At 35.8% G+C, this 17,361-nt stretch carries 12 protein-coding genes, 2 tRNA genes and 3 rRNA genes; 13 read left to right on the top strand and 4 right to left on the bottom strand.

Translation table 11 applies throughout. The annotated features are described in order from the left end of the window. Positions 1-88 precede the first annotated feature (88 nt). From MARIT_RS10345 to rrf, 8 genes are all read left to right on the top strand, one after another. The gene (locus tag MARIT_RS10345; protein ID WP_024740968.1) at positions 89-631 is read left to right on the top strand and encodes an NADPH-dependent FMN reductase; all 543 of its coding nucleotides are present in this window, start codon (positions 89-91) and stop codon (positions 629-631) included. Between the two features lie 52 nt (positions 632-683). Then, positions 684-1,124 carry a MarR family winged helix-turn-helix transcriptional regulator gene (locus MARIT_RS10340; protein ID WP_024740967.1) on the top strand — a complete coding sequence of 147 codons (441 nt, stop codon included), beginning with the start codon at positions 684-686 and terminating at the stop codon, positions 1,122-1,124. Positions 1,125-1,143: 19 nt separating this feature from the next. After that, entirely contained in the window at positions 1,144-2,016 is an 873-nt protein-coding gene (locus MARIT_RS10335) for a pirin family protein (RefSeq protein WP_100211475.1), read from the top strand. Positions 2,017-2,742: 726 nt separating this feature from the next. Then, positions 2,743-4,262 (top strand): 16S ribosomal RNA (locus MARIT_RS10330). Between the two features lie 126 nt (positions 4,263-4,388). Continuing rightward, positions 4,389-4,462, top strand: a tRNA-Ile gene (locus MARIT_RS10325). Positions 4,463-4,553: 91 nt separating this feature from the next. After that, positions 4,554-4,627 (top strand) — tRNA-Ala (locus MARIT_RS10320). Positions 4,628-4,786: 159 nt separating this feature from the next. Next, positions 4,787-7,665, top strand: a 23S ribosomal RNA gene (locus MARIT_RS10315). Between the two features lie 106 nt (positions 7,666-7,771). Next, positions 7,772-7,880: ribosomal RNA gene (gene rrf, locus MARIT_RS10310) — 5S ribosomal RNA — on the top strand. The 16S, 23S and 5S rRNA genes sit together here with 2 tRNA genes alongside, the layout of an rRNA operon. Positions 7,881-8,447: 567 nt before the next feature. On the opposite strand, the gene MARIT_RS10305 is transcribed toward rrf, so the two are convergent. The 4 genes from MARIT_RS10305 to MARIT_RS10290 all read right to left on the bottom strand — a co-directional run bounded on the left by MARIT_RS10305 (position 8,448) and on the right by MARIT_RS10290 (position 12,918). Then, positions 8,448-9,170: a DUF6733 family protein gene (locus MARIT_RS10305; protein ID WP_024742249.1), complete on the bottom strand. Its 723-nt coding sequence runs from the start codon at positions 9,168-9,170 to the stop codon at positions 8,448-8,450. A 14-nt stretch (positions 9,171-9,184) separates the two neighbouring features. Further along, positions 9,185-9,943: an enoyl-CoA hydratase-related protein gene (locus tag MARIT_RS10300; RefSeq protein WP_100211474.1), complete on the bottom strand. Its 759-nt coding sequence runs from the start codon at positions 9,941-9,943 to the stop codon at positions 9,185-9,187. Between the two features lie 16 nt (positions 9,944-9,959). Beyond that, positions 9,960-11,192: a ferredoxin reductase domain-containing protein gene (locus MARIT_RS10295; protein WP_197706276.1), complete on the bottom strand. Its 1,233-nt coding sequence runs from the start codon at positions 11,190-11,192 to the stop codon at positions 9,960-9,962. Positions 11,193-11,292: 100 nt separating this feature from the next. After that, positions 11,293-12,918, bottom strand: coding sequence for an AMP-binding protein (locus MARIT_RS10290; protein WP_100211472.1), 1,626 nt, complete (start codon positions 12,916-12,918; stop codon positions 11,293-11,295). Between the two features lie 244 nt (positions 12,919-13,162). On the opposite strand from MARIT_RS10290, the gene MARIT_RS10285 reads away from it, so the two are divergent. From MARIT_RS10285 to MARIT_RS16125, 5 genes are all read left to right on the top strand, one after another. Then, positions 13,163-13,864, top strand: a complete 702-nt coding sequence (locus MARIT_RS10285; protein ID WP_024742245.1) for a response regulator transcription factor — start codon at positions 13,163-13,165, stop codon at positions 13,862-13,864. A gap of 74 nt (positions 13,865-13,938) precedes the next feature. Next, positions 13,939-15,348 carry a sensor histidine kinase gene (locus tag MARIT_RS10280; RefSeq protein ID WP_231975139.1) on the top strand — a complete coding sequence of 470 codons (1,410 nt, stop codon included), beginning with the start codon at positions 13,939-13,941 and terminating at the stop codon, positions 15,346-15,348. Between the two features lie 223 nt (positions 15,349-15,571). Beyond that, positions 15,572-16,618: a sensor histidine kinase gene (locus tag MARIT_RS10275; RefSeq protein ID WP_231975138.1), complete on the top strand. Its 1,047-nt coding sequence runs from the start codon at positions 15,572-15,574 to the stop codon at positions 16,616-16,618. 35 nt (positions 16,619-16,653) lie between these two features. Next, positions 16,654-17,166 carry a LytR/AlgR family response regulator transcription factor gene (locus tag MARIT_RS10270; RefSeq protein WP_317042255.1) on the top strand — a complete coding sequence of 171 codons (513 nt, stop codon included), beginning with the start codon at positions 16,654-16,656 and terminating at the stop codon, positions 17,164-17,166. Continuing rightward, the gene (locus MARIT_RS16125) at positions 17,096-17,359 is read left to right on the top strand and encodes a LytR/AlgR family response regulator transcription factor (RefSeq protein ID WP_317042254.1); all 264 of its coding nucleotides are present in this window, start codon (positions 17,096-17,098) and stop codon (positions 17,357-17,359) included. Before MARIT_RS10270 ends, MARIT_RS16125 begins: the two co-directional genes overlap by 71 nt. Positions 17,360-17,361: the final 2 nt, after the last annotated feature.

The raw sequence follows: 17,361 nt of genomic DNA, 5'->3' as shown, positions 1-17,361 counted from the left end.
ACTTTTTGTAAAATATATTCCATGGAATATATTTTTCGTATATTTGCCAAGTATTGCATAACAATAAAATAGAAAATCCATCAAAGTCATGAAAAAAATAATAAGTTTTGCAGGAAGTAATAGTAAGAATTCGATAAATAAACAATTAGTCGTTTATGCTTCTAATTTAATAGAATCAGATACTGATGATATAAAAACGAATATGTTAGATCTAAATGATTTTACATTGCCAATTTATGGAATTGATGAAGAAACAGACAATGGGATTCCAGAAAATGCGAAAGCTTTTTATCAATTGTTAAGAGAATCAGACGGAATCATTTTGTCGTTAGCAGAACACAATGGGAATTTTTCAGTGGCATTTAAAAATATCTTTGATTGGATGTCTCGCATTGAACAAAAGTTTTGGAGTAATATCCCAATGCTTCTAATGGCAACCTCACCAGGAGGAAGAGGAGGAGCTTCTGTATTGACAATTGCAAAAAATGGATTTCCTCATATGGGTGGAAATATCATAGCTGATTTTTCATTACCGAAATTTAATGAAAATTTTAAAGATGGAGAAATAATCAATGAATCATTAAAGTTGCAGTTAAAAGAAGGAGTAGCAAGATTACAAAAATCTTTATAATTGAAGCAAAATGAATGTGAAACAGATTGTTACAGTATAGTATAATGTGATTATGGGAGATATTTCAAAAGATATAAAATCTAAATTTCCGAACAATAGAGTAAAGGCCTTACTCAATATTAAATATACGGCTAATTGGATTAATAGTAAAGAAAGCGATTTCTTTAAAGATTACGGAATATCATCACAGCAGTATAATATATTAAGGATTTTAAGAGGAGCAGAGAAGGCTGTTAAAGTTCAAGTTGTAAAAGATAGAATGGTTGAAAGGGCCCCCAATACTACTAGGTTAATGGATAAACTATATGGCAAAAAGTTTATAGAAAGAACAAGGGCAAAGCATGATAAGAGAATTATATATGTTAGTATTACTTTGAAAGGGTTAGCGTTACTGGAGCTTATAGACACTAATTTAAAACTAGATTTTATAGAAAACTTATCAGAAGAAGAAGGCGCATTACTTAGTAATTTGCTAGATAAAATTAGGGGTTAATTTGTAGAAATAAAGGATTATGAGCAAAGTTTTAAAAGGAATAGATTATAAGGTGGGGAGCCCGCTAGTAAATATGGGAGTTATAAAATTAAGGCAACCCTTACCAAATAAACATATAGAAAATATAGATCCATTTTTATTACTACACCATTATGGACCTTATGTAATTAGTGAGTTTAGCAATCCTTTTGATGTAGGAGCTCATCCTCATCGAGGGTTTGAACCAATAACAATGCTTTTTAAAGGGGAGCAATTACATCGAGATTCTTTAGGTAATGAAATTTTAGTGAAAGAAGGAGATGTTCAATGGATTACAGCAGGAAGAGGTATAATACATTCAGAAGGACCAAGTAAAGCATTTATTAAAAAAGGAGGAGAGCTAGAGGGAATTCAACTATGGCTAAATTTACCAGCAACAAAGAAAATGATTCCTGCGGGGTATCAGCACATAAAAAATGAGGAAATTCCATTTGTTGAGAATGAGGAAAAAACGTTTAAGTTAAAGGTGGTTGCAGGGAAGCAGCAGGGGATAGAAGGGAGGATAAAAACTCAAACAGAAGTGAACGTATTTATTTTGAAAACGAATGCGCCAGAAGAAGTAGATATTGATATTCCAGTTCATCATGCTTCATTAGTGTACCTTTTAGAAGGGGAAGCTTTGATAAACGGAGAAGGAAGGTTGAAAAAAGGAGAACATCAAATGATCTCATTTAATTTTGATGGAAATACAATTCGAATAAAAGCAAAAGAAGAGAGTAATTTACTGATTCTTTCAGGAGAACCTATTAAAGAGAAAATAGCCCAGTATGGACCTTACGTAATGAATACTCAAACGGAGATCATGGAGGCGATGCGCGATTTCCAACAAGGTAAAATGGGATATTTATATTAAAGTTAGAGTAGCTATTGTGAAATATTTTTGTGAATAGGCTGTCTGAGAAGGCAGTCTTTTTTTGTTTATAAGGATATTTTACGCTCTTTTTAAGAGAATACTATAGGCAAATAGAAATAAAGTGGTGGTTGAATAGGGGTATTAGCCCTCGTTAGTTTTGAAGCAATAAAAAACTTTGCTTCTATAAGGTGTTGTTTTCTATGAAGTTGCGTTGTATTGCATAAAAAAGGGCAAAAAAAGGCTTGTTATTGTATAAATAGTTTCTATATTTGCAGCCGCTAACGGGCAAATAAGCGAAGTTAGCAAAGATCATTGAGAGATTGGGTTTGTAGATGTTTAAATAAAAGTTAAAAAACGTTTGTTTCGAGAGATTTAAAAGTTTTATATTTGCGCTTGTTTAATAACGAGGAGTTGATTTTTTAGCTTTTAAAATTTAAAAAAAAACTTTTTCAAAAAAAAGTTTGTCAGTTTTAAAAAAGGTTATACATTTGCAACCGCTTTCTAAAAGAGAGTAACGTTCAAGGAAATTTGGAAGATTTTAAATAAAAAAATCAGTTAGTTCGAGTCTAACATTTCTACAAGAGATTATTTTAGTTTGCATAAAGATTAGAATAATAAGTTCATTGAAAATATTGAAATTGACAGCGTAAACAAAGAGTAGAATAACCACTTTATATAATAAAGTAATTCTTTTGAAACTTATTCATTCATAATATTAAAGATTATACAATGAAGAGTTTGATCCTGGCTCAGGATGAACGCTAGCGGCAGGCTTAACACATGCAAGTCGAGGGGTAACATTGTAGCTTGCTACAGATGACGACCGGCGCACGGGTGCGTAACGCGTATAGAATCTGCCTTCTACAGAGGGATAGCCTTTAGAAATGAAGATTAATACCTCATAACACTTTGGAATGGCATCGTTTTAAAGTTAAAGATTTATCGGTAGAAGATGACTATGCGTCCTATTAGCTAGATGGTAAGGTAACGGCTTACCATGGCAACGATAGGTAGGGGTCCTGAGAGGGAGATCCCCCACACTGGTACTGAGACACGGACCAGACTCCTACGGGAGGCAGCAGTGAGGAATATTGGGCAATGGAGGCAACTCTGACCCAGCCATGCCGCGTGCAGGAAGACTGCCCTATGGGTTGTAAACTGCTTTTATACAGGAAGAAACGTACCTACGAGTAGGTATTTGACGGTACTGTAAGAATAAGGACCGGCTAACTCCGTGCCAGCAGCCGCGGTAATACGGAGGGTCCGAGCGTTATCCGGAATCATTGGGTTTAAAGGGTCCGCAGGCGGTCGATTAAGTCAGAGGTGAAATCCCATAGCTTAACTATGGAACTGCCTTTGATACTGGTTGACTTGAGTAATACGGAAGTAGATAGAATATGTAGTGTAGCGGTGAAATGCATAGATATTACATAGAATACCGATTGCGAAGGCAGTCTACTACGTATTTACTGACGCTCATGGACGAAAGCGTGGGGAGCGAACAGGATTAGATACCCTGGTAGTCCACGCCGTAAACGATGGACACTAGTTGTTGGGAAATGTCTCAGTGACTAAGCGAAAGTGATAAGTGTCCCACCTGGGGAGTACGATCGCAAGATTGAAACTCAAAGGAATTGACGGGGGCCCGCACAAGCGGTGGAGCATGTGGTTTAATTCGATGATACGCGAGGAACCTTACCAGGGCTTAAATGTGGAATGACAGGGCTAGAGATAGCTTTTTCTTCGGACATTTCACAAGGTGCTGCATGGTTGTCGTCAGCTCGTGCCGTGAGGTGTCAGGTTAAGTCCTATAACGAGCGCAACCCCTATTGTTAGTTGCTAGCAGGTAAAGCTGAGGACTCTAGCGAGACTGCCGGTGCAAACCGCGAGGAAGGTGGGGATGACGTCAAATCATCACGGCCCTTACGTCCTGGGCTACACACGTGCTACAATGGTATGGACAATGAGCAGCCATCTGGCAACAGAGAGCGAATCTACAAACCATATCACAGTTCGGATCGGAGTCTGCAACTCGACTCCGTGAAGCTGGAATCGCTAGTAATCGGATATCAGCCATGATCCGGTGAATACGTTCCCGGGCCTTGTACACACCGCCCGTCAAGCCATGGAAGCTGGGGGTGCCTGAAGTCGGTCACCGCAAGGAGCCGCCTAGGGTAAAACTGGTAACTAGGGCTAAGTCGTAACAAGGTAGCCGTACCGGAAGGTGCGGCTGGAACACCTCCTTTCTAGAGAAAGATGGTGAGTTACAAAAGGAAGTTTTACTCTTTGCTGTTAATTTTAAAATATAGACTAAGATCTTAAAAAAAAAGAGAATGATTTAAGTGTATTTATATGCTTAAGCTGTCTTAGACAGTCTCGTAGCTCAGCTGGTTAGAGCGCTACACTGATAATGTAGAGGTCGGCAGTTCGAGTCTGCCCGAGACTACAAAATTAAGACTTAGAAAAAAAAAGGAAATTCTGGAAGTTAGAGGATTCAACATTACAAGATTGAGGATTTTATAATCTAAATTTCATATGGGGGATTAGCTCAGCTGGCTAGAGCGCTTGCCTTGCACGCAAGAGGTCATCGGTTCGACTCCGATATTCTCCACAATCAGATGTAAATCTGAAAACGTTCATTGACATATTGGTAAAATGATATCGTAAAGAATCAAGATAGAGTGTTAATCTTAAGATTAACAAGATATTTTTATAAAAAAATAAATAAATATAAAGAGCTCGTTCTAGTGTAATCACTAGAGCAAAAGAACAATAAGCTAAATAAGGGCGTATGGCGGATGCCTAGGCTCTCAGAGACGATGAAGGACGTGATAAGCTGCGAAAAGTTGCGGGGAGAAGCACATATTTTAAGATCCGCAAATATCCGAATGGGGCAACCCGTCATGTTGAAGACATGTCACCTAGCAATAGGGGTAAACCCGGTGAACTGAAACATCTAAGTAACCGGAGGAAGAGAAAACAAAAGTGATTCCGTTAGTAGTGGCGAGCGAACGCGGATTAGCCCAAACCATTGTTGTTACGGCAATAATGGGGTTGTAGGACCACAATATTGATTATTAATTGAATTAGAATAGTTTGGAAAGACTAACCAAAGAAGGTGATAGTCCTGTATAGGTAAGATTAATAATTATAGTGGTATCCTGAGTAGTGCGGGACACGAGTAATCCTGTATGAATCTGCCGGGACCATCCGGTAAGGCTAAATACTCCTGAGAGACCGATAGTGAACTAGTACCGTGAGGGAAAGGTGAAAAGAACCCTAAGTAAGGGAGTGAAAGAGAACCTGAAACCGTACGCCTACAAGCGGTCGGAGCACATTAACTGTGTGACGGCGTGCCTTTTGCATAATGAGCCTACGAGTTACTGTTTCTAGCAAGGTTAAGTATTTCAGATACGGAGCCGAAGCGAAAGCGAGTCTGAATAGGGCGCATAGTTAGTAGTAGTAGACGCGAAACCGAGTGATCTACCCATGGGCAGGTTGAAGCTGTGGTAACACATAGTGGAGGACCGAACCAGTTGACGTTGAAAAGTCTTTGGATGACCTGTGGGTAGGGGTGAAAGGCCAATCAAACTCGGAAATAGCTCGTACTCCCCGAAATGCATTTAGGTGCAGCGTTGAATAAAAGTTTTATAGAGGTAGAGCTACTGATTGGATGCGGGGGCTTCACCGCCTACCAATTCCTGACAAACTCCGAATGCTATAAAATGTTTTTCAGCAGTGAGGGCATGGGTGCTAAGGTCCATGTCCGAGAGGGAAAGAACCCAGACCATCAGCTAAGGTCCCCAAATATATACTAAGTTGAATAAACGAGGTGGAACTGCTTAGACAGCTAGGATGTTGGCTTGGAAGCAGCCATTCATTTAAAGAGTGCGTAACAGCTCACTAGTCGAGCGGTTCTGCATGGATAATAATCGGGCATAAGTATATTACCGAAGCTATGGATTTTATATAATATATAAAGTGGTAGGGGAGCATTCTATATGCGTAGAAGCATAATTGTAAGATAGCGTGGAGCGTATAGAAAAGAAAATGTAGGCATAAGTAACGATAAAGGGGGCGAGAACCCCCCTCACCGAAAGACTAAGGTTTCCTCAGCGATGCTAATCAGCTGAGGGTTAGTCGGGACCTAAGGCGAATCCGAATGGAGTAGTCGATGGACAACAGGTTAATATTCCTGTACTTGTTATAATTGCGATGGGGTGACGGAGTGATGAAAGCACCGCGAACTGACGGAATAGTTCGTTGAAACATTTAGGTATTGGACCCATAGGAAAAACCGTGGATCTAGCTGAGATGTGAAAGTACAACAAGTCTTCGGATGCGTTGATAGTGTGCCTAAGGGCTTCCAAGAAAAACCTCTAAGCTTCAGATTATAAGAACCCGTACCGTAAACCGACACAGGTAGTTGGGATGAGAATTCTAAGGTGCTCGAGAGATTCATGGCTAAGGAACTAGGCAAAATAGACCCGTAACTTCGGGAGAAGGGTCGCCCTCAGTAATGAGGGCCGCAGTGAAAAGGTCCAGGCGACTGTTTATCAAAAACACAGGGCTTTGCTAAATTGAAAGATGATGTATAAGGCCTGACACCTGCCCGGTGCTGGAAGGTTAAGTGGAGTTGTTAGCATTTGCGAAGCAATGAAATGAAGCCCCAGTAAACGGCGGCCGTAACTATAACGGTCCTAAGGTAGCGAAATTCCTTGTCGGGTAAGTTCCGACCTGCACGAATGGTGCAACGATCTGGACACTGTCTCAGCCATGAGCTCGGTGAAATTGTAGTATCGGTGAAGATGCCGATTACCCGCAGCGGGACGAAAAGACCCCGTGAACCTTTACTATAGCTTAGTATTGTGTTTGGATAAGTAATGTGTAGGATAGGTGGGAGACAAAGAAGCGGCCTCGCTAGGGGTTGTGGAGTCATCGTTGAAATACCACCCTTTGCTTATCTAGATTCTAACTCAGCAATGAGGACAGTGCTTGGTGGGTAGTTTGACTGGGGTGGTCGCCTCCAAAAGAGTAACGGAGGCTTCTAAAGGTTCCCTCAGCACGCTTGGTAACCGTGCGAAGAGTGCAATGGCATAAGGGAGCTTGACTGAGAGACATACAGGTCGATCAGGTACGAAAGTAGAGCATAGTGATCCGGTGGTTCCGCATGGAAGGGCCATCGCTCAAAGGATAAAAGGTACTCCGGGGATAACAGGCTGATCTCCCCCAAGAGCTCACATCGACGGGGGGGTTTGGCACCTCGATGTCGGCTCGTCACATCCTGGGGCTGGAGAAGGTCCCAAGGGTTGGGCTGTTCGCCCATTAAAGTGGCACGCGAGCTGGGTTCAGAACGTCGTGAGACAGTTCGGTCTCTATCTGCTGTGGGCGTTAGAAATTTGCGTAGATCTGACTCTAGTACGAGAGGACCGAGTTGGACTGACCTCTAGTGTACCAGTTGTTCCGCCAGGAGCACTGCTGGGTAGCTACGTCGGGAAGGGATAAGCGCTGAAAGCATATAAGCGCGAAACCCACTACAAGATGAGATTTCTTTAAAGGGTCGTTGGAGATTACAACGTTGATAGGCTATAGGTGTAAAGGCAGTAATGTCATAGCCGAGTAGTACTAATAACCCATAGGCTTATGTATGGTCTTCCCCTCCATGTGAGGGGAGGATAGACTCGTTATAATGATTTGATTAGGATATTTTTTTACTAATATGTTAACTTTTACAGTTGGAATATACTGAACGATTTAAGGTGATTATAGCGATGGGGCTCACCTCTTACCATTCCGAACAGAGAAGTTAAGCCCATTAGCGCCGATGGTACTGCCACAGGTGGGAGAGTAGGTCGTTGCCTTGCTTTTAAAGCTCTTAGTTAAAAAACTAAGAGCTTTTTTTATGGAATTTATTTCCAAAAGGAATATACTAGATATAAGGGCTTTTTAAGTTTTAAACTAGGCTAACTCCTTTGAATTATATTAAAGGCTGGTAGCCCTTTTTATAGGACTGACAAGCATATCTAAAGAAAAAGAAGGGACTTAGGAGGCTGTTTAAGACTTAGGAGCTTTTATAGAGTTATGCCATTGTCACATAATAGAAAGAAAAGAATTTCTTTTAGGGAACTTTTATGCAATAGTAAAGTAAATAGAAGTCCCTTAGAAAGGAGTAAATAGTTTCCTTTTTTCATTAGTTTTTTAGGTGTAGTATTACTATAATCTTGAAGAAAAAAATGCTAGCTTATTTTCGATTAAAGAATACTATAAATTTATTAGATAATTCTATTTGTTTTTAATGAATGAATAAGGATGTTTATATTAAGAAATACCTATTTAAAACTATTTTAAATCGAACTCTTATAACCAAGAAAAAACCACAAAGGCTTATATAGATAAGTTTTGTGGTTTTCGAACTTTAATTTAAAATTATTTTAAAGGGGAATAAAGGCTTGTACTTTATAAAACTCTTTAGAAGTTCCTAAGCTAGTAGCTAGATTAGGACCAGCTGCCAATCTGAACCAAACTCCATTGTTTAATGAAAACTTTAGATATCCTCCCATAAATTGGTAGATTTCCTTTTCGTTTAAGTTATTATCAGTTTGTAACTGAGAGAATTGCTCAAAGAATGCTCCTGCAGAAAAGTTATTAGTTACTTTTACACCAGGAATTACCCAATTTAGTAGTAAATCTCTTGAGTTGCCTTCATCTCTGATATTCTTATAGTAGGCAAGATATGCTTCTAACTCAAATCTTCCAGAGTTATAAACAGTAAAGATGCTTGGAATGATTCCTTCTGCTAACCTTGTTTCCGTTCCACCTGATAGAAACTTACCATGTCCAAATCCTAAGGTTGGGTTAATATACCACTTTCCTTTAGCGGCAGTAAAGCCTAATCCAACACCTGTTTCTAAGAATAAGTCACTACCAGTTTGTAGGTTTCCAAATGTAGGATTGTTCCAAAAGATACTATAGAAGGTTAGGTTTAAATTCTTTTTTAATTCAATAGAGCCTAAAAAAACATTATTAAAACCAGCAACGCTGTTGTGTATTGGCATGATTGCAAATGACGTTTTTTTCTTTTCTTTTTTCTTTTCTTCTTGGGCATATATAAATTGAGATGCCAGTACCAATGCAATGATTATTAATTTTTTCATGATGATTTCTTTTTTTATAAATTAAAATTTGGGTTTCTTTTTTCTAAAAAGGCACTCATGCCTTCTTTTTGATCTTTAGTATTAAATAATGCATGGAATATCTTTCTTTCGTAAATGATTCCATCTTTTAAGCTAGACTCCAACGCTTGATTTACAGCATCTTTAGCCGTAATAGAAGCTGTTTTTGAATAATTTGCAATGGTATTTGCATTTTCTAGAACTTGATTCCAGAAAGTATCTTGCTTGAAAACTTTTGAAACCAAGCCAATCTTTTCAGCTTCAATGGCACCAACGCTTCTTCCTGTTAATATGATTTCCATTGCCTTTGATTTCCCTACTAATTTGGTTAATCGTTGAGAGCCTCCTATTCCAGGGATGACTCCCAGTTTAATTTCAGGTTGTCCAAAAACAGCTTTATCAGAAGCATAAATGAAGTCGCACATCATAGCGAGTTCACAGCCACCTCCAAACGCATAGCCAGATACTGCTGCTATTTTAGGAGTTCTTATTCTTGAAAACAATTCCCAATAAGCGAAGTAATCTTCGTTAAACATTTCTTCATAAGTTTTTGTAGACATTTCCAAAATATCAGCACCAGCGGAAAAAAATTTGGTATTCCCTTTTATAATAAAGCACCCGATGGTGGGATCTCGATCGTATTTTTGGAGTCCTTCAATTAGTTCGTGCATTAGTTCAGTATTCAATGCATTGACTTTAGGTCGATTTAATTCGGCAATAAGTACTCTACCTTGCCTTTCAAATAAAATATTCATGTGTTCATGTTTTGATTTAAGAATCCCAAATAGCTCCATAGGCAGGAATTCCTCTACTTTCCATTCCATAGACTACCTTATTGGTTAAACTTTGATTAGAAATACAGATAACCGCTTCAGCTCCAAAATCTTTGTAAGCTTTATAAGCCAATTTTACTAAGTCAGGTTTTCCATGAGTATCTGTATTCCAGATGATAGCATTTGGTTGCACTTCCTTTATTTCTTCAATCAATTCTTTTCCGTAGGTTTTTTCGGGAGTTCTTGTAGCCCAAATGAGTAAGGAAGGAGTTTTGTTTAATAGTAAATGAGGAATACAAGGACCTATACCACTTCCTGTAGCAATCCAAACCACTTTATTAAATAATTTATCAACATTTCCTACTCCTGCTGTGGGAATTCCTTTGACCCATACTTTATTTGGAGTTTCAGAAATGAATTTACCAGTCCAGTCTCCAGCTCTTGAAATAGTTAATCTAAACCCTTCTTTATTAGGAGAAGGAACATTAGCAAAAGCGTGCCATTCAAATAAAGGGTTTCGACTAATTACTGTTGATGATCCTGCAAAAGGAGTAACTCCATAGTCAAAAGCAGCAAGTGCTACATGATTAGAAGGTTTTGAAATATGAACATCAACTTTCTTCAATCGAAGCCAAGGGAGAATGGCACTTATTGTTAAAGCTATTAGAATCCAGAAGTTAAGAGAAGAAAAAAGAGCAATATAGTCAAAGTCAACTCCTTGATTTTGCACTTTAATAAAGGCTATCATTTGTACCCAAAAAAGTAGCAAAGCCGACCAACCCCCAATTCTATGGGTAACTTCAAAACTATTATGGTACTTTGCTCGAATAGTAGGCAAAGCCATGATGATTATGAAAACAAGCAAAAGAAGTACTCCACTGGTTAATGAGATGATAAAGGTATTTACGCCAGATAGTCCATTACTGTAATGGTAGTATAAAGAACCTACGAAAATAAAATACCAGAGTGTTCCCATTGTAGCTCCACCGCTATGTAAGCCTCCAAAATGGTATATTTTTGCGCAGATTCTACGAATGCTTAAGGGCCAATTTTTAGGAGCACTCGTAGCAATTTTAAAAAGTAAGTTGACTACATATTGTTGTCTGATTAAGATGGCCAAAGCAAAATTAAATAAGATTGCATTGGAAATATCATTCAGCGCAATTCCGTCTTTTGAAAACCAATTCCATGTTGTTACTGAAAAAGTAAATACAATCAGATTAACAGCCATTATAAGAATAAATACTCTATTGTAGGGCTTTAACCGAGGGTGTTTCCCGAGTTTATAAAGCCAATTTTTTTGTGGTGGTAGAACAATGTTTTCCATAATATTATAAATGCTTTATTGAATATCTTAACTTTCTTTTATCTATTTTACCTCTAGGTGTTTTAGGCAATTCATCTACTAGTATAAATTCGCTAGGCAGATAATAATAAGGGAGTTCCTCTTCAATGGCTTTTTTTATAGCTGCTAGGTTAATTTCATTTATTGTAGTCATTGCTCCTAAAAAGGCAACTAAGATGTTTTCATGTTTGATAGTAACCGCTCTTTTAACTTCAGCAAACCTTTCAATAATTTTAGAAATAGCATCTAATTCTACTCTAAATCCTTTGATTTTTACTTGATCATCAACACGTCCGAAGTGAACAAGTTCTCCTTCTTCATTCCACTTTCCTAAATCGCCTGTATTAAACATTTTACTCCCATCATTGATAAAAGGGTCATAAGCATACCTCGTATCATTTAGCAGATTATTATTGATATACCCTTCGGTAACACAGTCGCCTCCTCCCCACATAATTCCTACTTCACCAATAGGAAGGGGTTTTTTATGCTCATCTAGTATATAAACGGTATTATTGGGAGTAGGTTTACCAATCGAAAGTTCGGTAATGTTAGGATCGCACTTTTTCATAGTATTCACTATTGTGGTTTCAGTAGGGCCACAACAATTGTAAAAATCACATATTTGAGACCACTTATGAGCGAGAACCGTAGGGCAAGGCTCTCCAGCAACGGCAACTGAGGTAACATGTTTACATTCATCAGGATTAATAGTAGTAAGTATGGAAGGTGTTGCAATGATGACATTTGCTTTTTGAGCGGTTTCACTAATACTTTTATCTCTGATGAGTAGTGTTCCTCCATTCCCTAGGCAACCTAATATTTCCCAAGCAGACATATCAAATGAAATATTCAATATTTGAGAAACTTTAGTTCCTGGATGGATTCCTAAATTACCAGAAGGATTGTATAAGATATTACACAAGTTTTTATGTGTAACCTTTACGCCGTTTGGAGTTCCAGTAGTTCCTGAAGTAAAAAGAATAAAGCAAATAGGATTTTCAACAGTATTTTTATGCCTAATAAGTTTTATATCCCCATATAAGTTTTTATAAATAGGGTTTTCTAACTCTTTATCTATAAAAATAACTTCCTCACCGTTAAAAGAAGGGATGTTTTGCTCATAAGGAGCTAAAGACAGGATGATTTTTAGGTTGCAAACTTCGTTAATTTGCCCTAACATTTTTTTAGGAACGATTCTGGCATCTTGAGGAATATAAGAGGCACCTAATTTTAAGGTAGCAATAATTCCTACGAGCATTGATATTGACCTGCTAACATATAAACCAACCTTATCACCGGGTTTTACTCCTTTTTGTTTTAAGATAAGTGCCAAAATAGTGGCTTTATCATCTAGTTGTTTGTAGGTGATTTTTTCAGTCAAATGTTCTGCAGCTATTGCATTTGGCATTAATTCAAGCCAATGTTCAAAAGCGTCTAATACATTTAAGAAAGGTGTTGCTAATTTAATTCCGCTTCCATATTGTTCAAATAAAAGCTGGTCTTTAAGCGTTAAATGACTAATTTCCTTTTTATCAAAGCTAAAAGGAGCTAAGGAAGGAAAGAATTGATTGTTTTGATAAATGCCATAAGCACTTGATTCTTTTTCCATAATATAATATATTAAATGGGTTAAATACTTTTTAATACAGACAGCTATAAAAAATAGAAGCCTTGAAGGGGTTCTATAAATAATGTCTTGTTTAATATGGCAAATCACTTAAAATAGTATCACGAAAAGTTCACGAAAAAATCAAAATAAGATCACATCTATGGAAGTCATTAGAAGAGGCATGAGCATAGAAAAATAAATTAAATCTATTTTTGGTATTCTAAAACAAAAACCATAAAGTAAAATGAAGAAAAAAGTATTAATCATAGAAGATGATAAAGAGATCGTAAAATTGCTTGAAATTCATTTAAAAGATTTAGAGTTTGAAATATGTAAAGCCTATAATGGTAAAGATGGCTTGGAATTAGTATTTAGTGAGAAGCCAGATTTAGTAGTATTGGATATAACAATGCCTATAATGGATGGAGTAGAAGTATGCCAAAAAATAAGAGCTAAATTAAACACTCCCATTATAATGCTAAGTGCCAGAGTAGAAGAGATTGATAGAGTATTAGGGTTAGAAATAGGCGCAGATGATTATATAACAAAACCTTTTAGTATTAGAGAATTTATATCAAGAGTAAAAGCGATACTGAGAAGGGTAAAGATGAATAATGATGGAGAACAAAAAGATAAAAAGGAGCTTTTAGAATTTCAAGGATTGAGTATTGATTTGAATAAAAGGAAAGTTCTTGTAGATGGAGAAAATGTAGATTTATCGCCTAAAGAATTTGATTTATTGAGTTTAATGGCTTCTAATCCTGGTAAGAATTATAATAGAGCAAACTTATTAAAAATTATTTGGGGATATGATTTTGAGGGATATGAACATACTGTTAATTCTCATATAAATAGATTAAGAGGAAAGATAGAGACAGATACTACAAAGCCTAAATATATTATTACGCGTTGGGGAGTAGGGTATAAATTTAATGAAGAAATTTAATGAGATCTTCAAAAACCCTTTCAGATAGGCTGATAAAAAAACTTATATTGGCATTCTCGCTAATTATAGTTTTAATGGGAGGAATATACGTAGCAACAACGTTGTATTTCAGCCAGAAGTTTTATAATGAGACCTCTCAAAAATTAAATGCAAATGTGGCCAATCATTTAGTAGAAGAAAAGTTTAAGTACCATTCTCCATTTTTAAAAAATGGAAAGGTAAATAAGCTTCTTTTTGACGATTTAATGCATGATATGATGGCCGTAAATAGAGCTATTGAAGTATATTTATTGAGTGAAAAAGGCGAAATTTTATACTCTGTTGTATTGGACCATTCGAATAGCTCTGAACCTTTGAAAAAAGTAAGCTTACAACCGATTAAAAAGTTTATTAATGAAGGAGGTTATATTTTAGGAGATGACCCTAAAAATAAAGGAGAAAAGAAAATATTTTCGGCGGCCCCTTTTGAAAAAGAAGGAAGGAAAGGCTATGTTTATATTGTTTTAGAAGGAGAAACTTTTGAAAAGATTAATGAGTCTCTTTTTTCTTGTTATTTTTTAATGATCATTACAGAAATAGCAATTCTTACAATGATTTTTTCTTTTTTTATAGGGTGGTTATGTATTTGTTTTTTAACTAAGAACTTAAGAAAAATCATTTTTTGCGTCAATCGCTTTAGTGAGGGAGATTTGTCTTGTCGAATAAAAAATGCAGAAACTTCAGACTTAAGTATTTTAGCTGTAACATACAATAATATGGCAAATATTATTTCTAAAAACATAGAAGAAATGAAAGCGGTAGATTCTTTAAGAAGAGAGCTGATAGCAAATATATGCCATGATTTAAGGAGTCCTTTAACAACGATGCAAGGCTATATTGAAACCCTTCAAATGAAAGAAAATACGATAACTTCTTTAGATAGGAAGCAATATATTCAAATTATAGAAAAGAGCACTGATTATTTGAAGAAGTTGGTATCGCAGCTCTTTGAGTATTCTAAGTTAGAAGCTAAGCAAATAGAACCAGAAACAATTCCTTTTTCTATAGAAGATTTAGTGTATGGAATAAAAAAACGTTATGATTTGTTGGCGAAGGAGAAAGAAATTAAAATTTTTGTAGAAGCAGCGGGGTTGATTCCGTTAGTAAAAGGAGACAGTATGCTCATTGAAAGAGCCATACTAAACCTTATGGATAATGCGATTAAATTTACTCCTTCTAAAGGAAAGATAAGAATCATATTGTTTAATGATAACGATAAGGTGAAAGTTAGAATTAAGGATTCAGGTTCAGGAATTAATAAAGAGAATAGAAAGCTTATTTTTAGAAGATTTGCTCAAACGGAAACTAAATATAAAAAAGAGGGAGTTGGTTTGGGCTTGGCTATTGTTGAAAAAATAATGGAGTTACATAAAACAAAGATTGAGGTGAGAAGTTACTTAAATCAAGGAAGTGCTTTTGAATTTTCTTTACCGAATTATAGGTAGAAAATGTTTATATGAACGTTATGACTCTTTTAGTCTTATAGAATTCTATAAGGATATTCAGTGTACTGTAGGACTAAATAGTTTTAAAATAAAATCTTCCTGTAAACCACAGGAAGATTTTTTGAATGAGTATTACGATCCGTTTTTTCTTGCTTTCAAAGGAAAAAGATATTAAATTCCCCACTATTAAAATAATAACATCGAAAATTCCCAATAAATTCCCTTGAATACACATTTTCTTAAGTACACGGAAGCCACTATAAGAAGGAAATACCATGTGTTGTTTTGGATAGGATATTTTTCTTTTAATGTTATTCGTTGGGGTAGCTATTTTGATAATTATTGGTATTCATTCAAATCCAATTTAGTCGAGTTTCCATTGCATATAATTATAGTGTATGTTAATTTATACTATTTTATCCCTAGGTATTTATTAACGAAAAGATACAGTGTTTACATCATATATTTATTGATTTCTTTGTTGTTATTATATGTTATAAGAACAGGGTTAAATTATGTTTTGGTAACTAAAAATATATGGACGGAAGCAGTAGGAGGCCAACAAGCGTTTATTATAAATCATTTTATAGCAGTTACTATAGGAGAGCTTTATGTAGTGGCATTAGCAACAGCTATTAAGTTAACAGTAGATTGGATTTACGAAAAGGATAAAAATGAAGCATTAAAAGCAATCCAGTTAAAAACAGAGTTGGAGTTTTTAAAAGCTCAAATTCAACCTCACTTTTTTTTTAATACGTTAAATAGTTTATATGCTTTAACATTAGAAAAATCGTCAAAAGCGCCAGAAACAGTGTTAAAGCTATCTGAAATTATGGAGTATATTCTTTATGAAGCGAAAGCACCAACAGTAAGCATTCATAAAGAAATAAGATATATTCAGAATTATATTGATTTGGAAACCTTAAGGCATGGAAGCAGGGTTATTACAAAAATGCAGATTGAAGGAAGCATAGTAGAGGATAAGGTACCGCCTTTGTTGTATTTATCTTTTATAGAGAATTGTTTTAAGCATGGAATAGGAGAGGAAAATAAGCTCGTAATAGTAGTTTTATTTAAGAAGACTAAAAATGGAAATTTAAAATTTAGGGTAATTAATAATTGTAATCCGTTAGTAAATCAAGAACAACAACATGGAATAGGAAATGAAAACATCAGAAGGAGATTGGCATTACTTTTTAAGGATCGTTTTTCTTTACAAACGATGGTGGAAAAAAATAACTATGTGGTGGAGCTAACAATTCCTGTTTAGTATATAAGAGAGATATAGGATTTAATGTATAAAAAATGAGAATTAGTTGTATTATTATTGATGATGAACCTTTAGCAGTAAAGGTGATAAAGAACCATTTGCAAGAGCTCCGACAGATAGTAGTTATAGGAACTTTTACAAATCCTATTGAGGCATTGCCTGTTTTAGAAGTAGAAAAAGTAGATGTGATGTTTTTAGATATTAACATGTCAAGGATGAACGGTCTGGAGTTTTTAAGAAGCATATCTGTAAAACCATATGTAATTGTGACTACGGCTTATAGAGAGTATGCTGCTGAAAGTTATGATTTGAATGTTTTGGATTATTTAGTAAAGCCTATTCCTTTTCCTCGGTTTTTAAAAGCAATTAATAAGGTAACTCAACAATTGTATTTGACAAAGAATATAGTCCAGAATGTGGGAGATCAAGATTCTTTTATATTTTTAAAAGTAGAAAAAAAGTTGGTTAAAGTGAAATATGTTATACATACAAAGCTTAAAGGATTATATAAAGGTATATACAGAAGAAGGAAATTATATTGTACATAAATCACTAACAAATATTTTAGAAGAGTTGCCTAGTCAAAAGTTTTTGAGAATTCATCGATCTTATATTATTTCTTTAGAGAAGGTAAAGTCGATAGAGGGGAATTCAGTAGAAATAGGAACGGTAAGAATTCCGATAGGAAGAAAATATATAAGTCAAGCAAAACAGATTATTTTACAAACAGAGATGGATTAAAG

Origin of the sequence: Tenacibaculum maritimum NCIMB 2154 (assembly GCF_900119795.1) — a bacterium.
GTDB lineage: Bacteria > Bacteroidota > Bacteroidia > Flavobacteriales > Flavobacteriaceae > Polaribacter > Polaribacter maritimus.
The sequence above is the reverse complement of the archived record's forward strand: the minus strand, read 5'-3'. Positions and strand labels throughout refer to the sequence as shown.